This window comes from Rhodoferax sp. PAMC 29310, from assembly GCF_017948265.1.
Lineage (GTDB): Bacteria > Pseudomonadota > Gammaproteobacteria > Burkholderiales > Burkholderiaceae_C > Rhodoferax.
Map to the genome: position 1 here is coordinate 3,930,442 of NZ_CP072852.1, position 17,994 is coordinate 3,948,435.

The 17,994-nt window shown below is 59.5% G+C and carries 15 protein-coding genes; 11 read left to right on the forward strand and 4 right to left on the reverse strand.

What is annotated here, in order from left to right:
- The first annotated feature begins 21 nt into the window (after window positions 1-21).
- Window positions 22-888: an alpha/beta fold hydrolase gene (locus tag J8G15_RS18265; protein ID WP_210543996.1), complete on the forward strand. Its 867-nt coding sequence runs from the start codon at window positions 22-24 to the stop codon at window positions 886-888.
- 69 nt (window positions 889-957) lie between these two features.
- Here J8G15_RS18265 and J8G15_RS18270 read toward each other — a convergent pair whose 3' ends face one another.
- Entirely contained in the window at window positions 958-2,553 is a 1,596-nt protein-coding gene (locus J8G15_RS18270) for a GMC family oxidoreductase (protein WP_210543998.1), read from the reverse strand.
- A 197-nt stretch (window positions 2,554-2,750) separates the two neighbouring features.
- Here J8G15_RS18270 and J8G15_RS18275 point away from each other — a divergent pair, with 197 nt between their 5' ends.
- The 5 genes from J8G15_RS18275 to J8G15_RS18295 all read left to right on the forward strand — a co-directional run bounded on the left by J8G15_RS18275 (window position 2,751) and on the right by J8G15_RS18295 (window position 6,426).
- Window positions 2,751-3,206: a MarR family winged helix-turn-helix transcriptional regulator gene (locus tag J8G15_RS18275; protein WP_210543999.1), complete on the forward strand. Its 456-nt coding sequence runs from the start codon at window positions 2,751-2,753 to the stop codon at window positions 3,204-3,206.
- A 51-nt stretch (window positions 3,207-3,257) separates the two neighbouring features.
- On the forward strand, window positions 3,258-3,686 hold the full coding sequence (locus J8G15_RS18280) for an organic hydroperoxide resistance protein (RefSeq protein WP_210544001.1): 429 nt from the start codon (window positions 3,258-3,260) through the stop codon (window positions 3,684-3,686).
- A 99-nt stretch (window positions 3,687-3,785) separates the two neighbouring features.
- Window positions 3,786-4,904: a DUF2855 family protein gene (locus J8G15_RS18285; RefSeq protein ID WP_210544003.1), complete on the forward strand. Its 1,119-nt coding sequence runs from the start codon at window positions 3,786-3,788 to the stop codon at window positions 4,902-4,904.
- 40 nt (window positions 4,905-4,944) lie between these two features.
- Window positions 4,945-6,000: a serine/threonine protein kinase gene (locus J8G15_RS18290; RefSeq protein WP_210544005.1), complete on the forward strand. Its 1,056-nt coding sequence runs from the start codon at window positions 4,945-4,947 to the stop codon at window positions 5,998-6,000.
- 33 nt (window positions 6,001-6,033) lie between these two features.
- Window positions 6,034-6,426, forward strand: a complete 393-nt coding sequence (locus tag J8G15_RS18295; protein ID WP_210544007.1) for a surface-adhesin E family protein — start codon at window positions 6,034-6,036, stop codon at window positions 6,424-6,426.
- A gap of 32 nt (window positions 6,427-6,458) precedes the next feature.
- Here the strand turns inward: J8G15_RS18295 and J8G15_RS18300 are convergent, their stop codons facing one another.
- Complete coding sequence (locus J8G15_RS18300; protein ID WP_210544009.1) at window positions 6,459-6,902, reverse strand: FKBP-type peptidyl-prolyl cis-trans isomerase; 444 nt, start codon at window positions 6,900-6,902, stop codon at window positions 6,459-6,461.
- A gap of 225 nt (window positions 6,903-7,127) precedes the next feature.
- On the opposite strand from J8G15_RS18300, the gene J8G15_RS21715 reads away from it, so the two are divergent.
- Both J8G15_RS21715 and J8G15_RS18305 read left to right on the forward strand, forming a co-directional pair.
- Complete coding sequence (locus J8G15_RS21715; RefSeq protein ID WP_240538363.1) at window positions 7,128-7,277, forward strand: hypothetical protein; 150 nt, start codon at window positions 7,128-7,130, stop codon at window positions 7,275-7,277.
- 45 nt (window positions 7,278-7,322) lie between these two features.
- Window positions 7,323-8,273 (forward strand): PLP-dependent aspartate aminotransferase family protein, encoded by a 951-nt coding sequence (locus J8G15_RS18305; protein WP_240538364.1) that lies wholly within the window; start codon window positions 7,323-7,325, stop codon window positions 8,271-8,273.
- Here the strand turns inward: J8G15_RS18305 and J8G15_RS18310 are convergent.
- Complete coding sequence (locus J8G15_RS18310) at window positions 8,247-9,218, reverse strand: LysR family transcriptional regulator (protein WP_210544011.1); 972 nt, start codon at window positions 9,216-9,218, stop codon at window positions 8,247-8,249. The two genes, J8G15_RS18305 and J8G15_RS18310, sit on opposite strands and share 27 nt — an antisense overlap.
- Window positions 9,219-9,914: 696 nt before the next feature.
- Here J8G15_RS18310 and J8G15_RS18315 point away from each other — a divergent pair.
- The 3 genes from J8G15_RS18315 to J8G15_RS18325 all read left to right on the forward strand — a co-directional run bounded on the left by J8G15_RS18315 (window position 9,915) and on the right by J8G15_RS18325 (window position 15,477).
- Window positions 9,915-10,061 carry a hypothetical protein gene (locus J8G15_RS18315; protein WP_210544013.1) on the forward strand — a complete coding sequence of 49 codons (147 nt, stop codon included), beginning with the start codon at window positions 9,915-9,917 and terminating at the stop codon, window positions 10,059-10,061.
- Window positions 10,062-10,252: 191 nt separating this feature from the next.
- Window positions 10,253-12,847 (forward strand): hypothetical protein, encoded by a 2,595-nt coding sequence (locus J8G15_RS18320; RefSeq protein WP_210544015.1) that lies wholly within the window; start codon window positions 10,253-10,255, stop codon window positions 12,845-12,847.
- A gap of 74 nt (window positions 12,848-12,921) precedes the next feature.
- Window positions 12,922-15,477 carry a hypothetical protein gene (locus J8G15_RS18325; RefSeq protein ID WP_210544018.1) on the forward strand — a complete coding sequence of 852 codons (2,556 nt, stop codon included), beginning with the start codon at window positions 12,922-12,924 and terminating at the stop codon, window positions 15,475-15,477.
- A gap of 388 nt (window positions 15,478-15,865) precedes the next feature.
- Here J8G15_RS18325 and htpG read toward each other — a convergent pair whose 3' ends face one another.
- The gene (htpG, locus tag J8G15_RS18330; protein WP_210544020.1) at window positions 15,866-17,869 is read right to left on the reverse strand and encodes a molecular chaperone HtpG; all 2,004 of its coding nucleotides are present in this window, start codon (window positions 17,867-17,869) and stop codon (window positions 15,866-15,868) included.
- Window positions 17,870-17,994: the final 125 nt, after the last annotated feature.

Sequence of the window (17,994 nt, forward strand, 5' to 3'; positions counted from 1 at the left end):
GGGTTGGCGGCAGGGGAGGTGATGAGCCAAACCGCTTCTGCTAGCGTCCTGCACCCCGTTTTGGCCGGGCTTGGATTTTTGCTGCTGAGCGCCTGCGCTTCCATTTCGTCGCCGCAGGAGCGGGCGCAGTTGGCAGACCAGCTCTCGCAATCCCGGGGTTGGCAAAGTCAGCGACTGCATGTGGGCCCTTTTCAACTGGTGTCGTATGGCCCGAAGCGGATTGTCCCAGACGAGGCGTTGACGGTCTACATCGAGGGGGATGGTTTTTCGTGGATTTCTGGCTCACAACCCTCCTTGGACCCCACGCCGATTGATCCCTTGGCGTTGCGGCTTGCTTTGGCGCAACCTGCCGGTCATGCGGTGTATCTGGCCAGACCTTGCCAGTATGTGGGTGCGAGCTTGCCCGGGTGTGACAGTCGCTATTGGACGAATTGGCGATTCGCGCCTGAGGTGATTGAGGCGACTCGCCGTGCTGTCAATGAATTAAAGCAACAGCATGGCGCGCAGCGTTTGACGCTGGTGGGGTATTCGGGCGGCGGTGCGGTGGCGGCGCTGGTGGCAGTCGGACGCCACGACGTGCAGTCTTTGGTTACCGTGGCGGGGAATCTGGATCACCGGGCCTGGACAACCATGCAGCGCATTGATCCGCTGGCAGGTTCGCTCAACCCGGCAGATGCGAGTTCTGCCCTGCAGGGGGTGGCGCAATGGCATTGGGTGGGCGGGCGTGACCGTGTGGTTCCGCTCTCGGTGGCTCAATCGTATGCGGCGCGTTTTCCAGCGACCCAGCGGCCTTTGGTCCTCGTTGAAGCAGCCAATGACCATCGGTGTTGCTGGGTACAAGACTGGCCCCGGTTGTGGAGTGGGATGGCGCGCGTCAACGATGAGTGATTGGGTTGGGTGCGCCAGCTGTTGCGGTTTCAAGAGGGAAAATCAACGGGTCACCCTGAGTCAAGCCACTCAGGCGCCTTGAGCCGCCTTGATCATGTCGGCCGCCTTCTCGGCAATCATGATCACGGGTGCGTTGGTATTGCCGCTGACGACATTGGGCATGATGGAGGCATCCACCACGCGCAAACCTTCAATGCCATGCACGCGCAGCTGTGCGTCCACCACATCTAACGCCCCTTTGCCCATGCGACAGGTGCTAACCGGGTGGTAAATCGTGTCAGCGTAGTCGCGAACAAAGCGTTCGATTTCTGCGTCGGTATGAACTTTGGATGACGCGGCCAACTCATGGCCTCCCAACGCCGCCAGGGCGGGCTGAGACAGGATGTTTCGGATGAGTTTGAACCCGCGAATCATGCGGTCCATGTCGTCCCGGTCGCTCAAAAAGTTGGGGTCAATGAGTGGCGGGGCGAGCGGGTCTTTGCTGGCCAGTCGCACGCTGCCCCGGCTGCGAGGGCGAAGCAGACACACATGAAGCGAGTGGCCGTGGCCGAAGACAGTGGTGCGACCGTGGTTCACCAGCTTGCCGACGACAAAATGCAGCTGCAAGTCAGGGGTGGCTTCGCTGGACTGGCTTTTGATGAATCCGCCTGCTTCGGCGAAATTGCTGGTGAGTATTCCGCGCCGGTGCTTGCGCCATTCAAACAGGCCCTTCAGCCCTTGAATCGCTCCACTCAAGGAAAGGCCAAACGACTCTGTCGCTTTGGGGGCGTTGGTGACCAGCACCACGTCGGGGTGGTCGTGCAGGTTTTGGCCGACACCGGGCAGGTCGTGAACGGTGGCAATGCTGTTTTCCAACAGATGTTCACGCGGGCCAATGCCCGACAGCATCAAGATTTGAGGGGACTGCAAGGCGCCCGCGCACAGCAAGACCTCCCGCGTGGCCTTGAGTTGTTTGACCTGTCCTTCGTGCTGAAACTCGACGCCCACCGCGCGCTTGCGCTCCATCAGAATCCGGGTGGTGTGGGCCCCCGTGAAGACATGAAGGTTGGGGCGAGACAGGTTGGGTGTCAGGTAGGCTTTGGCGGCGCTGTAGCGCTCGCCATTTTTGTGGGTGACCTGGTACAGGCCCACCCCCTCCTGGCTTTCACCATTGAAGTCGGTGTTGTGAACCTGGCCAGCCTGCACCCCGGCCTCAACAAAGACCGGGCCATAGCGATTGGGGCTACGCAGGTCCATGACATTGAGTGGGCCATTGCTTCCATGCAGGGCATCGGCGCCTCGCTCATTGTGTTCGGCTCGTTTGAAGTAGGGCAGCACTTCATCAAACGACCAGCCAGGATTGCCTTCAGCGGCCCATTGGTCATAGTCCTCGCGCTGGCCGCGAATGTAGACCATGGCGTTGATGGAGCTGGAACCGCCCAAAACCTTGCCTCGTGGCATATAGCCCTCTCGCCCATTCAGGCCCGGCTGAGGTGTGGTGTTCATGCCCCAGCCTGCCATGCCGGTCTTGGCAATCACGGCCAAACCGGCCGGGCAGTGAATGAAAACGCTCTTGTCAGCAGGGCCGGCTTCCAGCAAAGCCACGTTGATGTCGGGGTTCTCCGTCAATCGTGCAGCCAATACGCAGCCGGCTGAGCCGCCGCCAATGATGATGTAGTCGAACATGATTTCTCCAGGCACGGTGGTGGTGATCTTGTGTGAGGTGCCTAGGAATGACCTTAGCGCAATCCTGTCGCAGGAATTAGAGATTTGTCCCAAGGGAGACGTCCGTTGCCAAGGCGGTTTCAACTCTCCGGTCAGCACATGCGCCAGGCGATCTAATTTGAATTTTACACAATTTAATTGTGTAATACAATGATGGCATGACAACCCGTCCCGACTCGTTTGATCCAGATGTCGCTTTGCGGCTGGATAACCAGCTGTGTTTTGCGCTGTACTCCACCTCGCTGGCCATGACCAAGGTCTACAAACCCTTGCTGGACGGCTTGGGCTTGACTTACCCGCAGTACCTGGTGATGTTGCTGTTGTGGGAGCAAGACGATGTGACGGTCTCTGCGCTGGGCGAGCGTCTTTACCTGGATTCCGGCACGCTGACCCCACTGCTCAAGCGCATGCAGACCAGTGGGTTGTTGACACGCACCCGGTCCACGCAGGACGAACGCCGAGTGATGATTTCACTCACCGAAGCCGGGCGTCAACTCAAGGCCAAAGCGGCCCAAGTGCCGGGTTGTGTGGTCAGTGCCACCCGGTGCCCGGTGTCAGAGCTGATGAGCCTGACCCACCAAGTTCAAGCCTTGCGTCGCCAGCTGGCGGCGTAACTTCCCTTTTTCCCAACCCGCCCCAAAGGGGCATTTCTAAAGAGAGCCACCATGGTTACCAAGATTGAAAAAGTTGTTTACCAAGCCCACGCCACCTCCACCGGCGGCCGCGACGGTGCCACCAAGTCCTCCGATGGCTTGCTGGACGTCAAGCTGACGGTGCCGAAAGAAATGGGCGGCGCCGGCGGCGGCGTCAACCCCGAGCAGTTGTTTGCAGCGGGCTACAGCGCTTGTTTCATTGGCGCCATGAAATTTGTCGCTGGCACGCAAAAAATCACATTGCCAGCGGACTTGTCCATCGATGCCACCGTCGGCATTGGCGGCATTCCCCAAGGCTTTGGTATTGAAGTTCAAATGGTTGTCAAAGTGCCAGGCATGGACCCCGCTCAGGCGCAGGCCCTGATCGACAAGGCACACCAGGTGTGCCCCTACTCCAATGCCACACGCGGCAACATCGAAGTGACTATCACACTGGCCTAAAACACGGCACAGGACGCTGCGGCGCTCCTGTCTTGTGGTTTGTCACCTTGGCGGCCCATCCCGATTGTCGGGGTGGGCCGTTTCGTTTATTGTGCGGCCATGAGCACCATTGACCTTCTGGTTCGAAAGGACCAACTCAGCACCACAGAACTTCGCCGCAGCGAAGACGTCGCACTCAACACCGGCGAAATCCGGGTGCGTATTGACAAGTTCGCATTGACCGCCAACAACATCACCTATGCGGCGTTTGGCGACGCCATGCACTATTGGTCGTTCTTCCCGGTCAGCGCATCGGATGGCGCCATATTCGGGCGCATTCCCGTCTGGGGTTTTGGCACCGTGCTTGAGTCGCAGCACCCTGAGGTGACTGTGGGCGAGAAGCTGTATGGCTACTACCCCATGTCCAGCAGCGTGGTGCTCACGCCCACGCGGCTGTCTTTGTCCGGTTTTGATGACGGGGCCGAGCACCGGGCCGGCCTGCACTCGGTGTACAACCGCTACTTGCGCTGCAACTCGGACCCGTTTTACTCCTCCGACACCGAGGAAACGCAGGCGTTGTTGAGACCGCTTTTCGTCACCTCGTGGTTGATTGACGACTTCATGGAAGACAACAACTACTTTGGAGCCAAGGCAGAAGGTGGGCCGCCCGCCGTCATGCTGCTGTCCAGTGCGTCGAGCAAAACTGCGTATGGCACGGCGTTTCAGATGGCGCAGCGCGAAGGCATTGAGGTTGTGGGTCTCACGTCCGAGGGCAACGTGGCATTTTGCGAAAGTCTGGGCTGTTACCACCGCGTGTTGACGTACGAGCAGCTCGACCAGATTTCGGCCGACTCGCCCTGTGTGTATGTGGACTTTGCCGGCAATGCCGGCCTGCGCCTGGCCATTCATACACGATTCACCCAGTTGAAGTACAGCTGCGCCATTGGTGGCACCCATGTGACGCAACTGGGCGGTGGCAAAGATTTGCCCGGGCCTAAGGCGACCCTGTTCTTTGCGCCGGCTCAAATCAAGAAGCGAAGCGGGGAGTGGGGTGGCGAGGAACTCGGCCGGCGCCTGGTGCAGGCTTGGCGGGCGTTCGTGGCCATCACCGCCAACCCGGAGGCGCCGTGGATGACTGTGGATTACCACCAGGGCTCCGCCTCCGTGGCGGCCGCCTACAAGCAGGTGCTGGCTGGTGGCAACGATCCCCGTTTGGGCTATATCCTCTCGCTTAACTAGGTGGCAAGGCGCGGGGCTGTGGCAAAGCGACAATGGAGCCATGTTGACACAGCCCCCTCTGCCTAGCGGCGCCCATGCTTTTGAATCTCTCACGCCCGATGTTGTCATGGACGCGCTCGCCAGCGTGGGCCTCTATGGCGACGGCCGTCAAATCGCGCTGAGTTCGTACGAAAACCGCGTTTACCAACTCCATCTGGAAGACGGTCAGGCCGTGGTGGCCAAGTTCTACCGGCCTGAGCGCTGGACCGAGGCGCAGATTCTGGAGGAGCACGCCTTCTCCCGCGAGTTAATGGACGCCGAAATCCCTGTCGTGGGGCCACTTGCACTTCAGGGCAGCACCTTGAATCACTTTGGCGGCTTTGCCTTCAGCGTCAGCCCGCGCCGGGGTGGACGCCCGCCGGAGCTGGACGACTTTGACGTGCTGGAGTGGATTGGCCGCTTTTTGGCGCGCATCCATGCCGTGGGCGCGACCCAACCATTCGCCAGCCGCCCCGCGCTCAATCTGCCCACCTTTGGTGTGGCCTCGCGCGATTGGTTGCTCGCCAACGAGAAAGTGCCTTTGGACGTGCAGTCGGCATGGACCAAGGCCTCTCAAAGTGCTCTTGATTTGATAGCTGGTTACGCAGATCTGACGGGCGCTACCAGCCAAAATTATGCATATTCTGAGCCTGTTCAGAAAATTCGACTGCACGGCGACTGCCATCCGGGCAACATCCTCTGGACGCCGCTGGAGTCGCCCGCCAGCGCGGGGCCTGGCCCCCACTTTGTGGATCTGGACGACGCCCGCACCGGCCCGGCCGTGCAAGACCTGTGGATGCTGCTCAGCGGTGACCGCTCGCAGCGCAGCCGCCAGTTGGGTGCGCTGGTGGACGGCTACGAGCAGTTTCGAAGTTTCGATCGGCGCGAACTGGCGCTGATTGAGCCGCTGCGCACGCTGCGCCTGATTCATTACAGCGCCTGGCTGGCACGGCGCTGGGAAGACCCCACTTTTCCCATCAACTTTCCCTGGTTTGGCTCCAGTGACTATTGGCAAGGGCAGGTGCAAATGCTCGAAGAGCAGATGGAGGCCATGCAGGAAGACCCGCTGGTGGTGTAAGGGTTAAGAACGATGCGAGACGGAATTGCGACGATGACTAAAAAATGGGCACTTTGGGCAATGCTGGCTTTGGGGTGCAGCCAGGCCCAGGCCAACTGGGTGAAGGTGGCCATCACTGAGACGACGGTGTTTTACCTGGACACGGCCATGTCCAAAAAAGTGGCAGGGACCTTGATGATCTGGGTTTTGCGCGAGTACGTCAGCCCCCGCATCACGCCCGAGGGCCGCCGCTACCGCTCGTCCAAAGACCAGCTCGAAATTGACTGCCGGGGGCGGCGGGTGCGCTTGATCTATTCATCGCACCATCCCGATGTGGATGGCGAAGAAAAACAAGTTCACTTTGACCACGGGCCCATGAGCTGGAATGACGTGGCGCAAAACCCCGTCTTTGGGCGCATCGTCAACATTGCCTGCAGCGCACCCTGAGCCAAGGGCTCGGGCGGGCAGGGCGATGGGGCTTATTTGCCGTTAATTCCCAACAACTCAACTTCAAACAGCAAGGTGGTGTTCGGTGGAATCACGCCGCCGGCACCACGCGAGCCATAGGCAATGGCGGCGGGGCAAGTCAGCTTGGCTTTGCCCCCCACCTTCATGCGCTGCACGCCCTCAGTCCAGCATGGGATGACGCCATTCAAGGGAAACTCGATGGGCTCGCCGCGCTTGTAGGAGCTGTCAAACTCTTTGCCGTCAGCAAACGTGCCTCGGTAGTGCACCTTCACCTTGTCCGACGCGCCGGGGCTGGTGCCTGCGCCGTCTTTGAGCGAGCGGTACACCAGGCCAGAAGCGGTGACCACGGCGCCGGCTTCCTTGGCCGACGCGGCAGAGAGCGCGTCCTGCGCGAAAGTGAGTGGGGTGGCAAGCAAGGCCATTGTGAGGGCGGCAACGCGCAAGGCAGTGGTCATGAAAAGGCTCTCAAAATAAGTGGGTTTGAAAACGCCATTGTCACCTTGTCGGGCGCAGGAGAAAACTTCTCACTAACGGCGCTTTAATGAAGAAAATAACCACGTCAGCCGGTTTTTGGCACTCATCAAGGCAAAATATTTGGGTGAACCCGGCATACAGTGGTCAATGGCCCCGCGCGCGGTGTCCCCGCTCACTTTTCAAACCCTAACGAATCCCATTCCGACATGAAAAAAGAAAAAACCTACCGATTCGAAACACTGGCCGTGCATGCCGGTCATGGTGTGGATCCCGCCACCGGCGCCGTGGTCGACCCCATTCATCTGTCTACCACCTTTGAGCGCGAGGCGGACGGCAGCTACCCCCGCGGTTATTAGTACTCCCGCAACGGCAACCCCAATCGCAACGGCTTGGAGACCGCGTTGTCGGCGCTGGAAGGCGGCGAGGCCTGTGCCACCTTTGGCTCCGGGCTGGCAGCCGTGACCGCCATTTTTCAGGGCCTGCAGCCCGGTGACCATGTGCTGGCCCCGCGCGACACCTACCACGGCACGGCCAACGTGCTCAAACACCTGTTTGCCAAATGGAATGTGAGCGCCAGCTTTGTCGACATGACCCGTGTGGACGACGTGGCTGCCGCTCTGCAGCCCAACACCCGCATCGTCTGGATCGAAACCCCGTCCAACCCCTTGCTGCAATGTGTGGACATCGTGGCGCTGGCGGACATGGCCCACCAAGCGGGCGCGCGTGCCATTGCCGACAACACCTTTGCCTCCCCCGTGCTTCAGCGCCCGCTGGAGCTGGGCTGTGACATGGTGATGCACGCGACCACCAAGTACCTCGGCGGGCGCAGCGACGTGCTGGGCGGCGCCGTGGTGTCCAAATTGAATGATGATGCCTTTGCCCAAGTGCGCACTGCCCAGTTGTTTGGCGGCGGTGTGCCCTCGCCCTTTGACTGCTGGTTGGTCATGCGCAGCCTGCCCACGCTGCCGTACCGAATTCAGGCCCACTGCGCCAACGCCATGAAGGTCGCCCAGTTCCTGGACAGCCACCCCAAGGTGTCAGCCGTGCACTACCCCGGCCTGGAGAACAACGCTTTTCACGCGTTAGCCAAGAAGCAGATGTCCGGCTTTGGCGGCATGCTGAGTTTTGAAGTTAAGGCCGGCAAAGACGCCGCGATGGGCGTGGCACAGCACGTTGAAATCTTCACCCGCGCGACCAGCTTGGGCGGGGTAGAGAGCTTGATTGAGCACCGCGCGTCCATCGAAGGCCCTGAGAGCAAAACGCCACAAGGCTTGTTGCGCGTGTCCGTCGGACTGGAGCATGCTGACGACCTGATCGACGACTTGTCACAGGCGCTGGAGCGCGTCGCCTGAAAGGGCGGGCGCTGCGGCAGGGGTGCATTGCGCCAACGCCGCGGCCACCATCAGCTGCGTTTGCTCAGTGAGGTAGTCCAGAAAAACCAGGCTGCGCTTGGGCAAAAATTGGCGGCTGGGCAGCGCGGCGTACAGGCTGAACCGGCCGGTGATCCATTGCGGCAGCACGCGCACCAAGGCGCCACTGGCCAAATTGGCGGCCACCAAATCCACGGGCGCCGAGGTGATCCCCGCGCCATCCACTGTGGCCCGCAAGAGAGTGTCTGTGTGGTTGGCGAGCAGGGCGGGCGTCACCGCGATCACGACCGGCTCCTCAGGGCGGTCGCCTCGCATCAAGCGCCATTCGGTAGGGGACGAACCAGCAACTCTCAGACGCAGGCAGCAATGGCTGGACAAGTCGGCGGGTGTTTGAGGCGTTCCTCGCTGTTTCAGGTAGGCGGGTGAAGCCACCAGAATCGCCTCGCCAGACACCACTTTGCGGGCAATGATGTCGCCGTCATAACCGTCCGGGGCGCCAAACAAGGTGATGTCGTAGTCCTCAACCGGCGGCTCCTTGAAGGTCGCCACCTCCACATCCAGCTGAATTTTGGGGTAAAGCTGGCGAAACCCCGCCACCAGCGGCGACAGGATGTGACTGGCCAGCACCGGCGGTGCCAGCAGACGCAATACCCCTGACAACTCGTGCGTGTGTGCGCTGGCCACCTCGTCAGCGTCGTCAATGTCCCGCAGAATGCCGCGCACCCGGCTCAAGTAGGCTTCACCCGCATCGCTCAACGACAGGCGCCGGGTATTGCGGTGCAATAAACGCGTGCCCAAGTGGGTCTCCAAATCAGCCACCAGTCGAGTCACACCGGCCGGCGACAAATCCAAAGCCCGCGCGGCCGCAGCAAACCCGCCCTCGTCGATCACCCGTTCAAAGACTCGCATTGACAACAAACGATCCATACCCACTCACCTCTTGAATTCAGGGTGTCGATTGTTGCGGTTTCAGTCAAAGGGTGATGCTGCTAAGGGTATTCCCTGAATCTGGCATCGGTTGCATGCAGTGCGCCTCTTTGTTGGTTCAGCGCTGAGTTGATTGCGCTGTTGGTCCAAGAGCGGGTCGGGATCAATGGTGGCGTGGGCTCCGGGCTGTTTCCGCATCGCAATCCAACTTTTTGCGCAAAAGCGGATTGTTGGAGGAGATGACCTCGTGCGGACGTTATTGCAACGGCGGAACTGGAGTTCGATGTCTGACCATCGTCTTTCGCGCAAGTTGGCTGGCTCCCTGAAATCCCTTGCGGTAGTTCACCCAGCGCCTTCTAAAGTCAGATTCGCAGCGCTTAGCCTTCGACCGGGGCTAACAACCTCGCGTGCCCGATGGATTGTTTCAAGGTACAACTCATCTCGCCAGCACGCCCGTAGGTTGGCGCCAGCCGAAAGTCTGCGGACCGAGGGCGCCAATTGGAGCCCTAGACCCAATCCGGAAGAAGATTGCGGTTTCCTTGCCCGGAGCAAGTCATTGGTTCCGCGCCTTTTTTAAGTGAGGAATTGACAACACCTTGGCAAGGGCAAATCGTGATGCTCGCGCTGGTGATTTCATGATCTCTCTTGCCACTGACGACGGTTTCTCGACCTGAGTTGATTGCCCCGGAGGGGCCCATGAAACCTCCCAACATTGCCTTTACCCTGGCCGCGTTGGCCGCGTTGGCCGCGTTGGCCGCGTTGGCCGCGTTGGCCGTCAGGCTTGAGGCAGCATTGAAAGAGCAAGCGCTCGATTTTTCATATTCCGCGAATACCGGGGCGTAAGCCCGGTTGCGATACGCCAACCTCGTTGGACATGACTGCACATTGACAAATGCTCTAGTGAGGCGCATTGTCATCCCTTACACAGAATGTGTCCTGGACTTCTAGATGTGAGCTCGCTTTCCTGCCTTCTCGCTGATCGTTAAAAGGGGCAAACAGCGAAACGGCCATCGCTGGCCGGAAAGGACTCAACCATGCCTGAACTTTCCAATTCTCGGCGGCGCTTACATACCGCCACCTATGTCCCAATTCAGCGTGAACGCTCGGTTGAGCCAACCCCCGATCCGCGACACATCCCGACCCGAGTCTGGGACAAGTTGAACTATCTTCGTTCGCTAGAACTCAGGCGTGTTGAGCTCAAGGGTCTGTCGGACCGGATTTCAAAGACCCGAGACCAAAAGCTGGCCAGTGATCTGACGGCGATTCGGGATATCGCAGTGGCGTTGGTCGAAGAAGCGCCATCTGCGATGCGGTCCGCAGCCCGCCTCGCTCCGTTCGGAGTCGCACCTCTGGTCGAGTTCGGAAGACTTGTCTCAAGCGGCCGGCGGCAACTTCGCCAAGACTTGGTGGCGAGTCTCGAACAAATCACGACCTGGTATCGGGCCCAGCTCAAGAACACGCATGCAGTCGCAAACAGTGGCGTGTCGTTGCGAACGGTGGCGAGTGACAGTCGCACTCCGGATGTCGCCGAGCGCCCGATCGGGGATGATCGTGCGGGCGGCTTGGCGCAGGCGCTGCGTTGGGCAGAGTCGGCGAATCCGGCGTCGATCGAGCTGGTCCAGGAGGTGTTCGCGCAATTCGTCGGGAGCAGCGTGCCCGATAACCGAACGTCGCTGTTCGATGCGCATCGGCAGCGGGCGGTTGTCGTCGATCTCCTCGCAGCTGCCGAGAAGTCCGCGTTGGATGCGACGTCCGGGTTCGAGGACCGAATGCGGATTGACCCGGTTGGCCGCCTCCACCTTGAGCGACTCGAGATGACACCGGTGGGACTCGAGCGGGGCGAGCTCGTATATACGGTGCCCCTGGCGCCGAGTGAGACGGTGAATATCAGCCATCGCGAGTGGTCGATTCGAACCGAGGAGTTCGAGAAGCTCATTCAAGATGTGTTCGAGGACTTCAGTGAAGAGGGTGTGACTGAGAAGAGTGAACTCGCACAATCGACCGCGACCCAGACCCGCCATGCCTCGGCCTACTCTCTGTCTGCGAACTACTCGGGGTACGGGGTGAGCGCGTCTGTCAACTACGAGGCCAACTCCGAGAACGAGTTGGCGAAAAAGGACAGCCGAAATCAGAGCATCGCCATGACTCGCAAGGCATCTGCCCGGTCCAAGCGAGATCACAAGCAGAGTTTCAAGGTGTCGTCGGTCGTCGGTACCGAGGACATGGAAGTGCGTGTCCTGACGAACCCCAGTGATACCGAGGTGATGCGGGTTGAGTATTACCAGCTCATGCGGAAGTGGAAGGTCGAGCTCCGGCGCTACGGGCTGCGGATGACGTACGACATTGCGATTCCAAATCCCGGTGCCGATTTGGCTACTCGTCTCGGCGAGATCAGGGATCTCGATGGCAAGATCGATTCCCCGTTCGAGTTTTCGCTACCAGTAGATGCGATTCGCCCTGACACCTGGCATGCATACGCGGCTGAGTATGGAGCGACTGTCAATGGCCCGCCGCTGCCCTTCGCGATGCACAAGAGTGCCGCTTTGCCAATGAAGTCCAAGGATGAATCGAAACGACCCGAGTGGCAAGCGCTTGAGTTTGACGTCGACCGCGATTACGTAGTGAGCAATGGGTTCGTACAAGCAAACTTTGGACACTGGGCAGCAGGCCCCGCCCCACACTTTGATGTCGAGCGGGACGAGGTTGGTCCCGTTACTTCTGGAGGCGGCTACACGAGCTCGCTCAAACATCTGCATGGAGAGTCAGGTCGTCTCCCGGTCGTTTATGTGACCGAGAACATTGGATCGGGCTTTGTGCAAGCAAGCCTGGAGGTATCGCCAACGCCTTCGGCGTTGAAGCGCTGGCAATCGGATACTTGGCAGGCGATGCGGCGCAGTGCGGAAGAGTCGTTCTATCTCGAACGGCAGCGGCTGATCGACAAGCGCGATGGTTTGCTAAAGGCAGTCGCCGGTGTCGACGCGCTTACTCTGCGCAGAATGGAGCGCGAAGAGATCATGAAGGCGGTGCTGCGTTGGCTATTCGGGCCCGAATTCACGCTCGTGCCTGAAACCATTCAAGAACTGTTTGACGCCCTGGATAGCGGGCGCGACTTCGAGACCCCGGTGCCGACGACTCTGAACTCGTGGGAGCGGGTGCTGAAGTTCGGCGAGTTCATCAAGTTCATTCACCAGGCCATCGAGTGGGAGAGTATTCTCTACTTCACCTACCCCTATTTCTGGGATTCACCCGAGAGCTGGCAACATAAGCTGTTTATGCAGCATCCGAACGCTCGGCATCAGGAGTTTCTGCGGGCTGGAAGCGCCCGGGTCGTCTTGACCATTCGCGAGGGATACGAGCGCAGTTTCACCGAACTGATGGAGGCCGGTGCGTTCGGTGAGCTTGTCCTGCCCGGCGCGGGCACGCATCCGTATCTGACGATCGCCGATGAGATCCGGAATTACGCCGAGACCAACTACCCGGGCATCCCGGCGGCAAACCCGGCTGACAACGACGACGAGGAAGCTGTTGAAGCTGGAGAGCGCGGCGTTCTCATTGGGCGTTGGTATGAGTTCACTCCGACGAGTGCACTTGATATCTCCATCAATTCGAGCTTGAACGACCTGCTGTAAGGGCTGCGCGGTGTGTCCACCAGGCTCAGCTACCTGAAATCGTGCGCAAAAGAGGCTGAGAAGGAGAACCTTGGATGACAGTGCTGAGTGTCTACGCGCTGCGCGGCAATGACTTCATCGCCAGACAGGCGATCGCGAAGGTCCTTCTCGAGTTGCGACTGGATACAGCTATGCGCGACTTGTCCCGTGGCACTCATAATATTCTTGCCCATGACCTTAGCGGGTCAGCGTTGCTGGTGGGGTTCCGGTCTGTGCTGGAGGACATCGAGAGGCAGTTCGAGAAGAATATCCTCACCCCCGAGCAGGCTCAGGCCATCCTGTTTGATCTCTTTCGCGCCTTCGCGCACGCCCCGCGATGGAATTCGAGCATTCCTCAGGAGTTTGCTTCGAACGTCGTTCCGGATGCGCTCAAGTCGATATACCTGGGCAGTGTCTTGTCCGAACCGTACCGGCTACGTGACAGCGATGGTGACGACGTTGTAGACTTGGATGAGTTGCTGACGACGCGCGACCCGCTCCTGAACGACCGGATCCGGCGGGCAGGAGAGATGAAGACCGCGAAGCGATTGCGGGACGAACTAGAAGCCAGTGTTCTTGACCCGAAGATGGACAAGCCGGTACACGGCGCCACGCATCGAACATACATCGGCGATCAAGGGACACGCTACGGCAAAAGCACTGGTGGCTATATTTTCTTCAAGCCCGTGCCCGCAGGCGATCGTGGGCAGATCAAGATCCCAAGCCGACTGACGCTCGACCGGCGCAATGCCGTATCGATCAAGGTCTATGACGAAACACGCTCCGGCGGACTTGGCTTGGTGTTTGACCAACGGGTTGCGGCGGTGGTCAAAGGTGGCGGCCGGCTCAGGTTCTTTCGAGGTATGAAGCCGTCAGAGAGCTTCAACCCCGAGCGAGATGAGCGCATCGGTAACCGCTCGTTCACGCCGCTCCAGGGCGGCGCGGCTGACGGCCTGTTGGGTGATCTCGCTGTCGCCTTCGATCATGCATTTGCTACCGCCAACACAGGTCGAGCCCGGCTATCACCCGAAGACTACAACAACCGGGTTCGGCAATTCAACGTGGTCAGGCGAGCACAGGTCGAGGCGATCAGCGTCAGACTCGACAAGGCGACAAAAACACGGGTCGCCGAACTCGAACGAAGCATCGACCAGGCGACGAAGAGTCTCGCCACCTATTCAGATATTGTGTCAGAGGATGCATCGTTGATCACGGGCAGTCTGAGTCTTGGCCTGCTGGAGATGGAGATAGGTGCCGATGGCTCCGTAGCCCTAGAGCTGGCACAGGGCGATCTCTCGGCCAGTGAGTTTGCATCGATCCGAAGGACGTTCGACGGAAGCGTCAAGGCATTCAATGTCGAGTTCAGCGAAGACAGTCGAGCTCTGGCGACAAGAGTGGCGCTCTGGAACAAGGTGATGGAGGAGTATTACCAGTTCATCGATTCAGAGGAGTTCCTTTCGTATCTGGAAGCGCTGGAGTCACCGGAGCGTTGCCGCGAATATGCGACGGTCGCTGTCCGCCTGCTCAATAGCGAAGCGGGTGTCCGTTTCGCTGCTCAACTCCGGGCTGAGTCGCAGCGCCCGCGGTCGCGAAAGCGATCCACTCTGGCCAGCATGGTGATCAATGAACCCATCCCGCGCAGCGCTGAGGTCGAGGCGTCGTTGGCGGTTGTGGGGCAGGTTGCCGCGGTGCTGCTCAAGGTTGCTTCGGTCGAGGTCCGACTCGAGCTGTATCTCCGGATCGTCGACGGGCACCAACGGACTGGTGATGAGCTCAGGCTAACGCAGCAGGTAATCCACCAGCTCCTGATGGCGGTGCAGCGCACTGAGGACGCAGGCATCATGTCGGATAGTGAGCGGTTTGCCTTCTATGTAAAGCAGCTGGAGGCGGCGTTCGACGCTCTGGCCAGTACGAAAGTCAAGCCCGCGGTGTTGGCTCAGATCCTGGGCAAGTTCGGCTCGATGCTGCAAGATGCTCAGTACCTGCAGCACGCAGAAGCTCGACGAGTATCGCTTTTGCAGTACGACGCCCGACAGAAGATTGCGCGTCGCTCCCCGACTCCGCGGCTGCAGTCCTACAGGCTGGTGGAAACGAAACCGGTATGGGGACAACAGGTGATCATGGCTGGTGCTGCCGGTTTTTCTCTGTTGTCGTTTGGAATCCGGGTTCGGCATCTGTTCAAGGAGCCCAGTGATACGGCGACGATCGTCGGTACCGTGCTCGAGGGATCCGGTTTGGCCTTGACGCTGATCTCGGCGGCAGACTCGTTCTTGCCGTTCGTGCCACTGAAGGACTATGCCTACGTCGCGAAGACGAAGTCGTCGTCGGTGCTTTTGCGCTTTGTCAGAATTGGAGGCCCGGTGGTTGGGGTCGCATCCCTCGTGCTGGAGGGGCTATTGGTGGGAGCGAAGACCAGCAAGTCGGGTAAGAGAAAGGCGTCCGCTCGGTTGCTGCTCAGCGGCGGCATGCTGGTGGGAGGCTTGGTGTATGGCTCCAACCCCATAGGCTGGGCCATTTTGATTGGCGGCACCGCCGCCCAGATGTGGATAGGTTCGACGAGCGCCACTTTCGAGCAGGCCACAAGCGAGCTGCGCAAGCTTTCTGCCTACTAAAACCTCGCTTGTTGCGGTGACGTGGACGTCTTACGCGTGACGGCACTTCGGCGGTACAGCAGCCGGCGGATCCGTGGGTCAATCACTGTCCGGTATCGGCGGCAACGGTCAGTGAACCGCCGGACTTGCGTGGCAGCAGTCAGTCTCAAAGACCACCCACTACGAAAAACCCCATGACCGCTTCCGCCCGCAAAGAAGCGGTTCATCTGAATTGAACAACCGATGATTCCGCTGGACCGGCGCTCATCAAGACCCGCCAAAGCGAAAAAAACTCCATGGCCTTGACGGCGATGGAGCTTTTTGAGTGGGTTGGATGGTTAATGTAGCTATGTTTTTAGTAGCTACTCCCGCTTATCTCGTCTGTGCTAGCGCCTGATTTCTTTCAAAATCAAGCGAGCAAAGCGTTCACGCGTTTCACATAGGCGGCTGGATCGGCAGGCATGCCACCTTCGGCCAACAGGGCTTGGTCGAACAGGATGTGGGCGAGGTCGTTGAAGTGAACCGAGCCCTCCAGCTTTTTCACCAACGGGTGGTCGGCGTTGACTTCCAGCACAGGCTTCACTTCAGGCGCGGTCTGGCCGGCTTGTTTGAGCATGCGCGCCAGTTGGGTGCTCATGCCGTCGTCCTGCACCACCAGGCAGGCGGGGCTGTCCACCAGGCGGGTGGTCACGCGCACGTCCTCGGCCTTGTCCTTCAGCGCTTCTTTGAGCTTGGCCAACAAGGGCTTGAAGGTCTCGGCAGCTTCTTCAGCGGCCTTCTTTTCGTCTTCGTCTTGTAGCTTGCCCAAGTCAACCGCGCCTTTGGCCACGCTTTGCAGTGGGGTGTCGTCAAACTGCTGCACGTAGTTCAGCGCCCACTCGTCCACGCGGTCGGTCATCAAGAGCACCTCAATGCCTTTTTTCTTGAAGACTTCCAGCTGCGGGCTGTTCTTGGCGGCGGCCAGCGTGTCGGCGGTGATGTAGTAGATGGCGTCCTGGCCTGCTTTCATGCGCGCCTTGTAGTCGGCAAAGCTCACGTTGACCGAGTCGGTGGTGCTGGAAGCAAAGCGCAACAGCTTGGCCAGACGGTCTTTGTTGGCAAAGTCTTCGCCCAGGCCTTCTTTCAGAACCGCGCCAAACTCGGCGTAGAACTTGGTGTACTTGCCAGCGTTTTTCTCGGCTTCGGCCTTGTCTTCTTCGCTCAAGACATCAGAAACCCCTGCGGTGGTGTCGGTCACGCCATCGGCACCGGCTGCGGGCAGCTTGTCGTTTTTGGCTAGGTCTTCCAGCATGCCCAGCACGCGTTTGGTGCAGCCTTCACGAATGGCTTTCACGTCACGGCTTTCTTGAAGCAGCTCACGGCTCACATTCAGGGGCAGGTCAGCGGAGTCAACCACGCCTTTGACAAAGCGCAGGTAGGTGGGCAGCAGGGCTTCAGCGTCGTCCATGATGAACACGCGCTTCACGTAGAGCTTCACCCCGGCCGATTTTTCTCGGTTGTACAAGTCCATCGGCGCTTTGCCGGGTATGTAGAGCAACTGGGTGTATTCGGTGCTGCCTTCCACACGGTTGTGGGTATGGGCCAGCGGCGCTTCGAAGTCGTGGCTGATCTGTTTGTAAAACTCGTCGTACTGCTCTGTGCTGATGTCTTTCTTGGCGCGCGCCCAGATGGCGTTGCCCTTGTTGACGGCTTCCCACTCGCCCGTCTTGACCATGGCGCCGGGCTGGCGGCCGCCGTTTTCGTCGCTCGGGTTGATCAGTTCGCCGTCTTTCCACTCTTCCTTTTCCATCAAGATGGGCAGGCTGATGTGGTCCGAGTACTTGCTGATGATGCTTTTCAGCTTCCAGGCGCTGGCGTAGTCCAGAGCGTCGTCGCGCAGGTGCAAGATGACGCTGGTGCCACGTGCGGGGCGATCAATGGATTCGACTTCAAAGTCGCCCGCGCCGCCGCTGATCCAGCGCACGCCTTCGGAGGTCTGCATGCCCGCACGGCGCGATTCCACCGTGATCTTGTCGGCCACGATGAAGCCCGAGTAAAAGCCCACACCAAACTGGCCAATCAGCTGCGAATCAGACTTTTGGTCGCCTGAGAGCTTGCTCACGAAGTCTTTGGTGCCGCTCTTGGCAATGGTGCCCAGGTGATCAATGGCTTCTTGCGTGCTCATGCCAATGCCGTTGTCGGTGATGGTCAGCGTCTTGGCGTCCTTGTCAAAGGACACGCGCACTTCCAGTGTGGGGGCGTCTTCGTAAAGGCCGCTGTCGTTGATGGCTTCATATCGCAGCTTGTCGCACGCGTCCGAGGCGTTGGACACCAGCTCGCGCATGAAAATTTCTTTGTTGGAGTACAGCGCATGGGTCACCAGGTGCAGCAACTGGGCCACTTCGGCCTGAAAGGAATGGGTTTGCTTGGTCATAAATATCCAGATTCAATGGTCAACAGGTTGCACAAATAACAATGCCACCCAACCGGGTGGTCGAACCCGCAATTATGGCCGCATGGCCTGAAATCAAGAGGCCAGGCGCTCTGGCGCCACTGCCG

Coding starts and splice junctions, on each gene's coding strand:
- J8G15_RS18310 (WP_210544011.1), bottom strand. CDS start 9,218: ATGGATCGTTTGTTGTCAATGCGAGTCTTTGAACGGGTGATCGACGAG.
- J8G15_RS18290 (WP_210544005.1), top strand. CDS start 4,945: ATGTTGACACAGCCCCCTCTGCCTAGCGGCGCCCATGCTTTTGAATCT.
- J8G15_RS18300 (WP_210544009.1), bottom strand. CDS start 6,902: ATGACCACTGCCTTGCGCGTTGCCGCCCTCACAATGGCCTTGCTTGCC.
- J8G15_RS18280 (WP_210544001.1), top strand. CDS start 3,258: ATGGTTACCAAGATTGAAAAAGTTGTTTACCAAGCCCACGCCACCTCC.
- J8G15_RS18285 (WP_210544003.1), top strand. CDS start 3,786: ATGAGCACCATTGACCTTCTGGTTCGAAAGGACCAACTCAGCACCACA.
- J8G15_RS18270 (WP_210543998.1), bottom strand. CDS start 2,553: ATGTTCGACTACATCATCATTGGCGGCGGCTCAGCCGGCTGCGTATTG.
- J8G15_RS18315 (WP_210544013.1), top strand. CDS start 9,915: ATGAAACCTCCCAACATTGCCTTTACCCTGGCCGCGTTGGCCGCGTTG.
- J8G15_RS18325 (WP_210544018.1), top strand. CDS start 12,922: ATGACAGTGCTGAGTGTCTACGCGCTGCGCGGCAATGACTTCATCGCC.
- J8G15_RS18295 (WP_210544007.1), top strand. CDS start 6,034: ATGACTAAAAAATGGGCACTTTGGGCAATGCTGGCTTTGGGGTGCAGC.
- J8G15_RS18275 (WP_210543999.1), top strand. CDS start 2,751: ATGACAACCCGTCCCGACTCGTTTGATCCAGATGTCGCTTTGCGGCTG.
- htpG (WP_210544020.1), bottom strand. CDS start 17,869: ATGACCAAGCAAACCCATTCCTTTCAGGCCGAAGTGGCCCAGTTGCTG.
- J8G15_RS21715 (WP_240538363.1), top strand. CDS start 7,128: ATGAAAAAAGAAAAAACCTACCGATTCGAAACACTGGCCGTGCATGCC.
- J8G15_RS18320 (WP_210544015.1), top strand. CDS start 10,253: ATGCCTGAACTTTCCAATTCTCGGCGGCGCTTACATACCGCCACCTAT.
- J8G15_RS18265 (WP_210543996.1), top strand. CDS start 22: ATGAGCCAAACCGCTTCTGCTAGCGTCCTGCACCCCGTTTTGGCCGGG.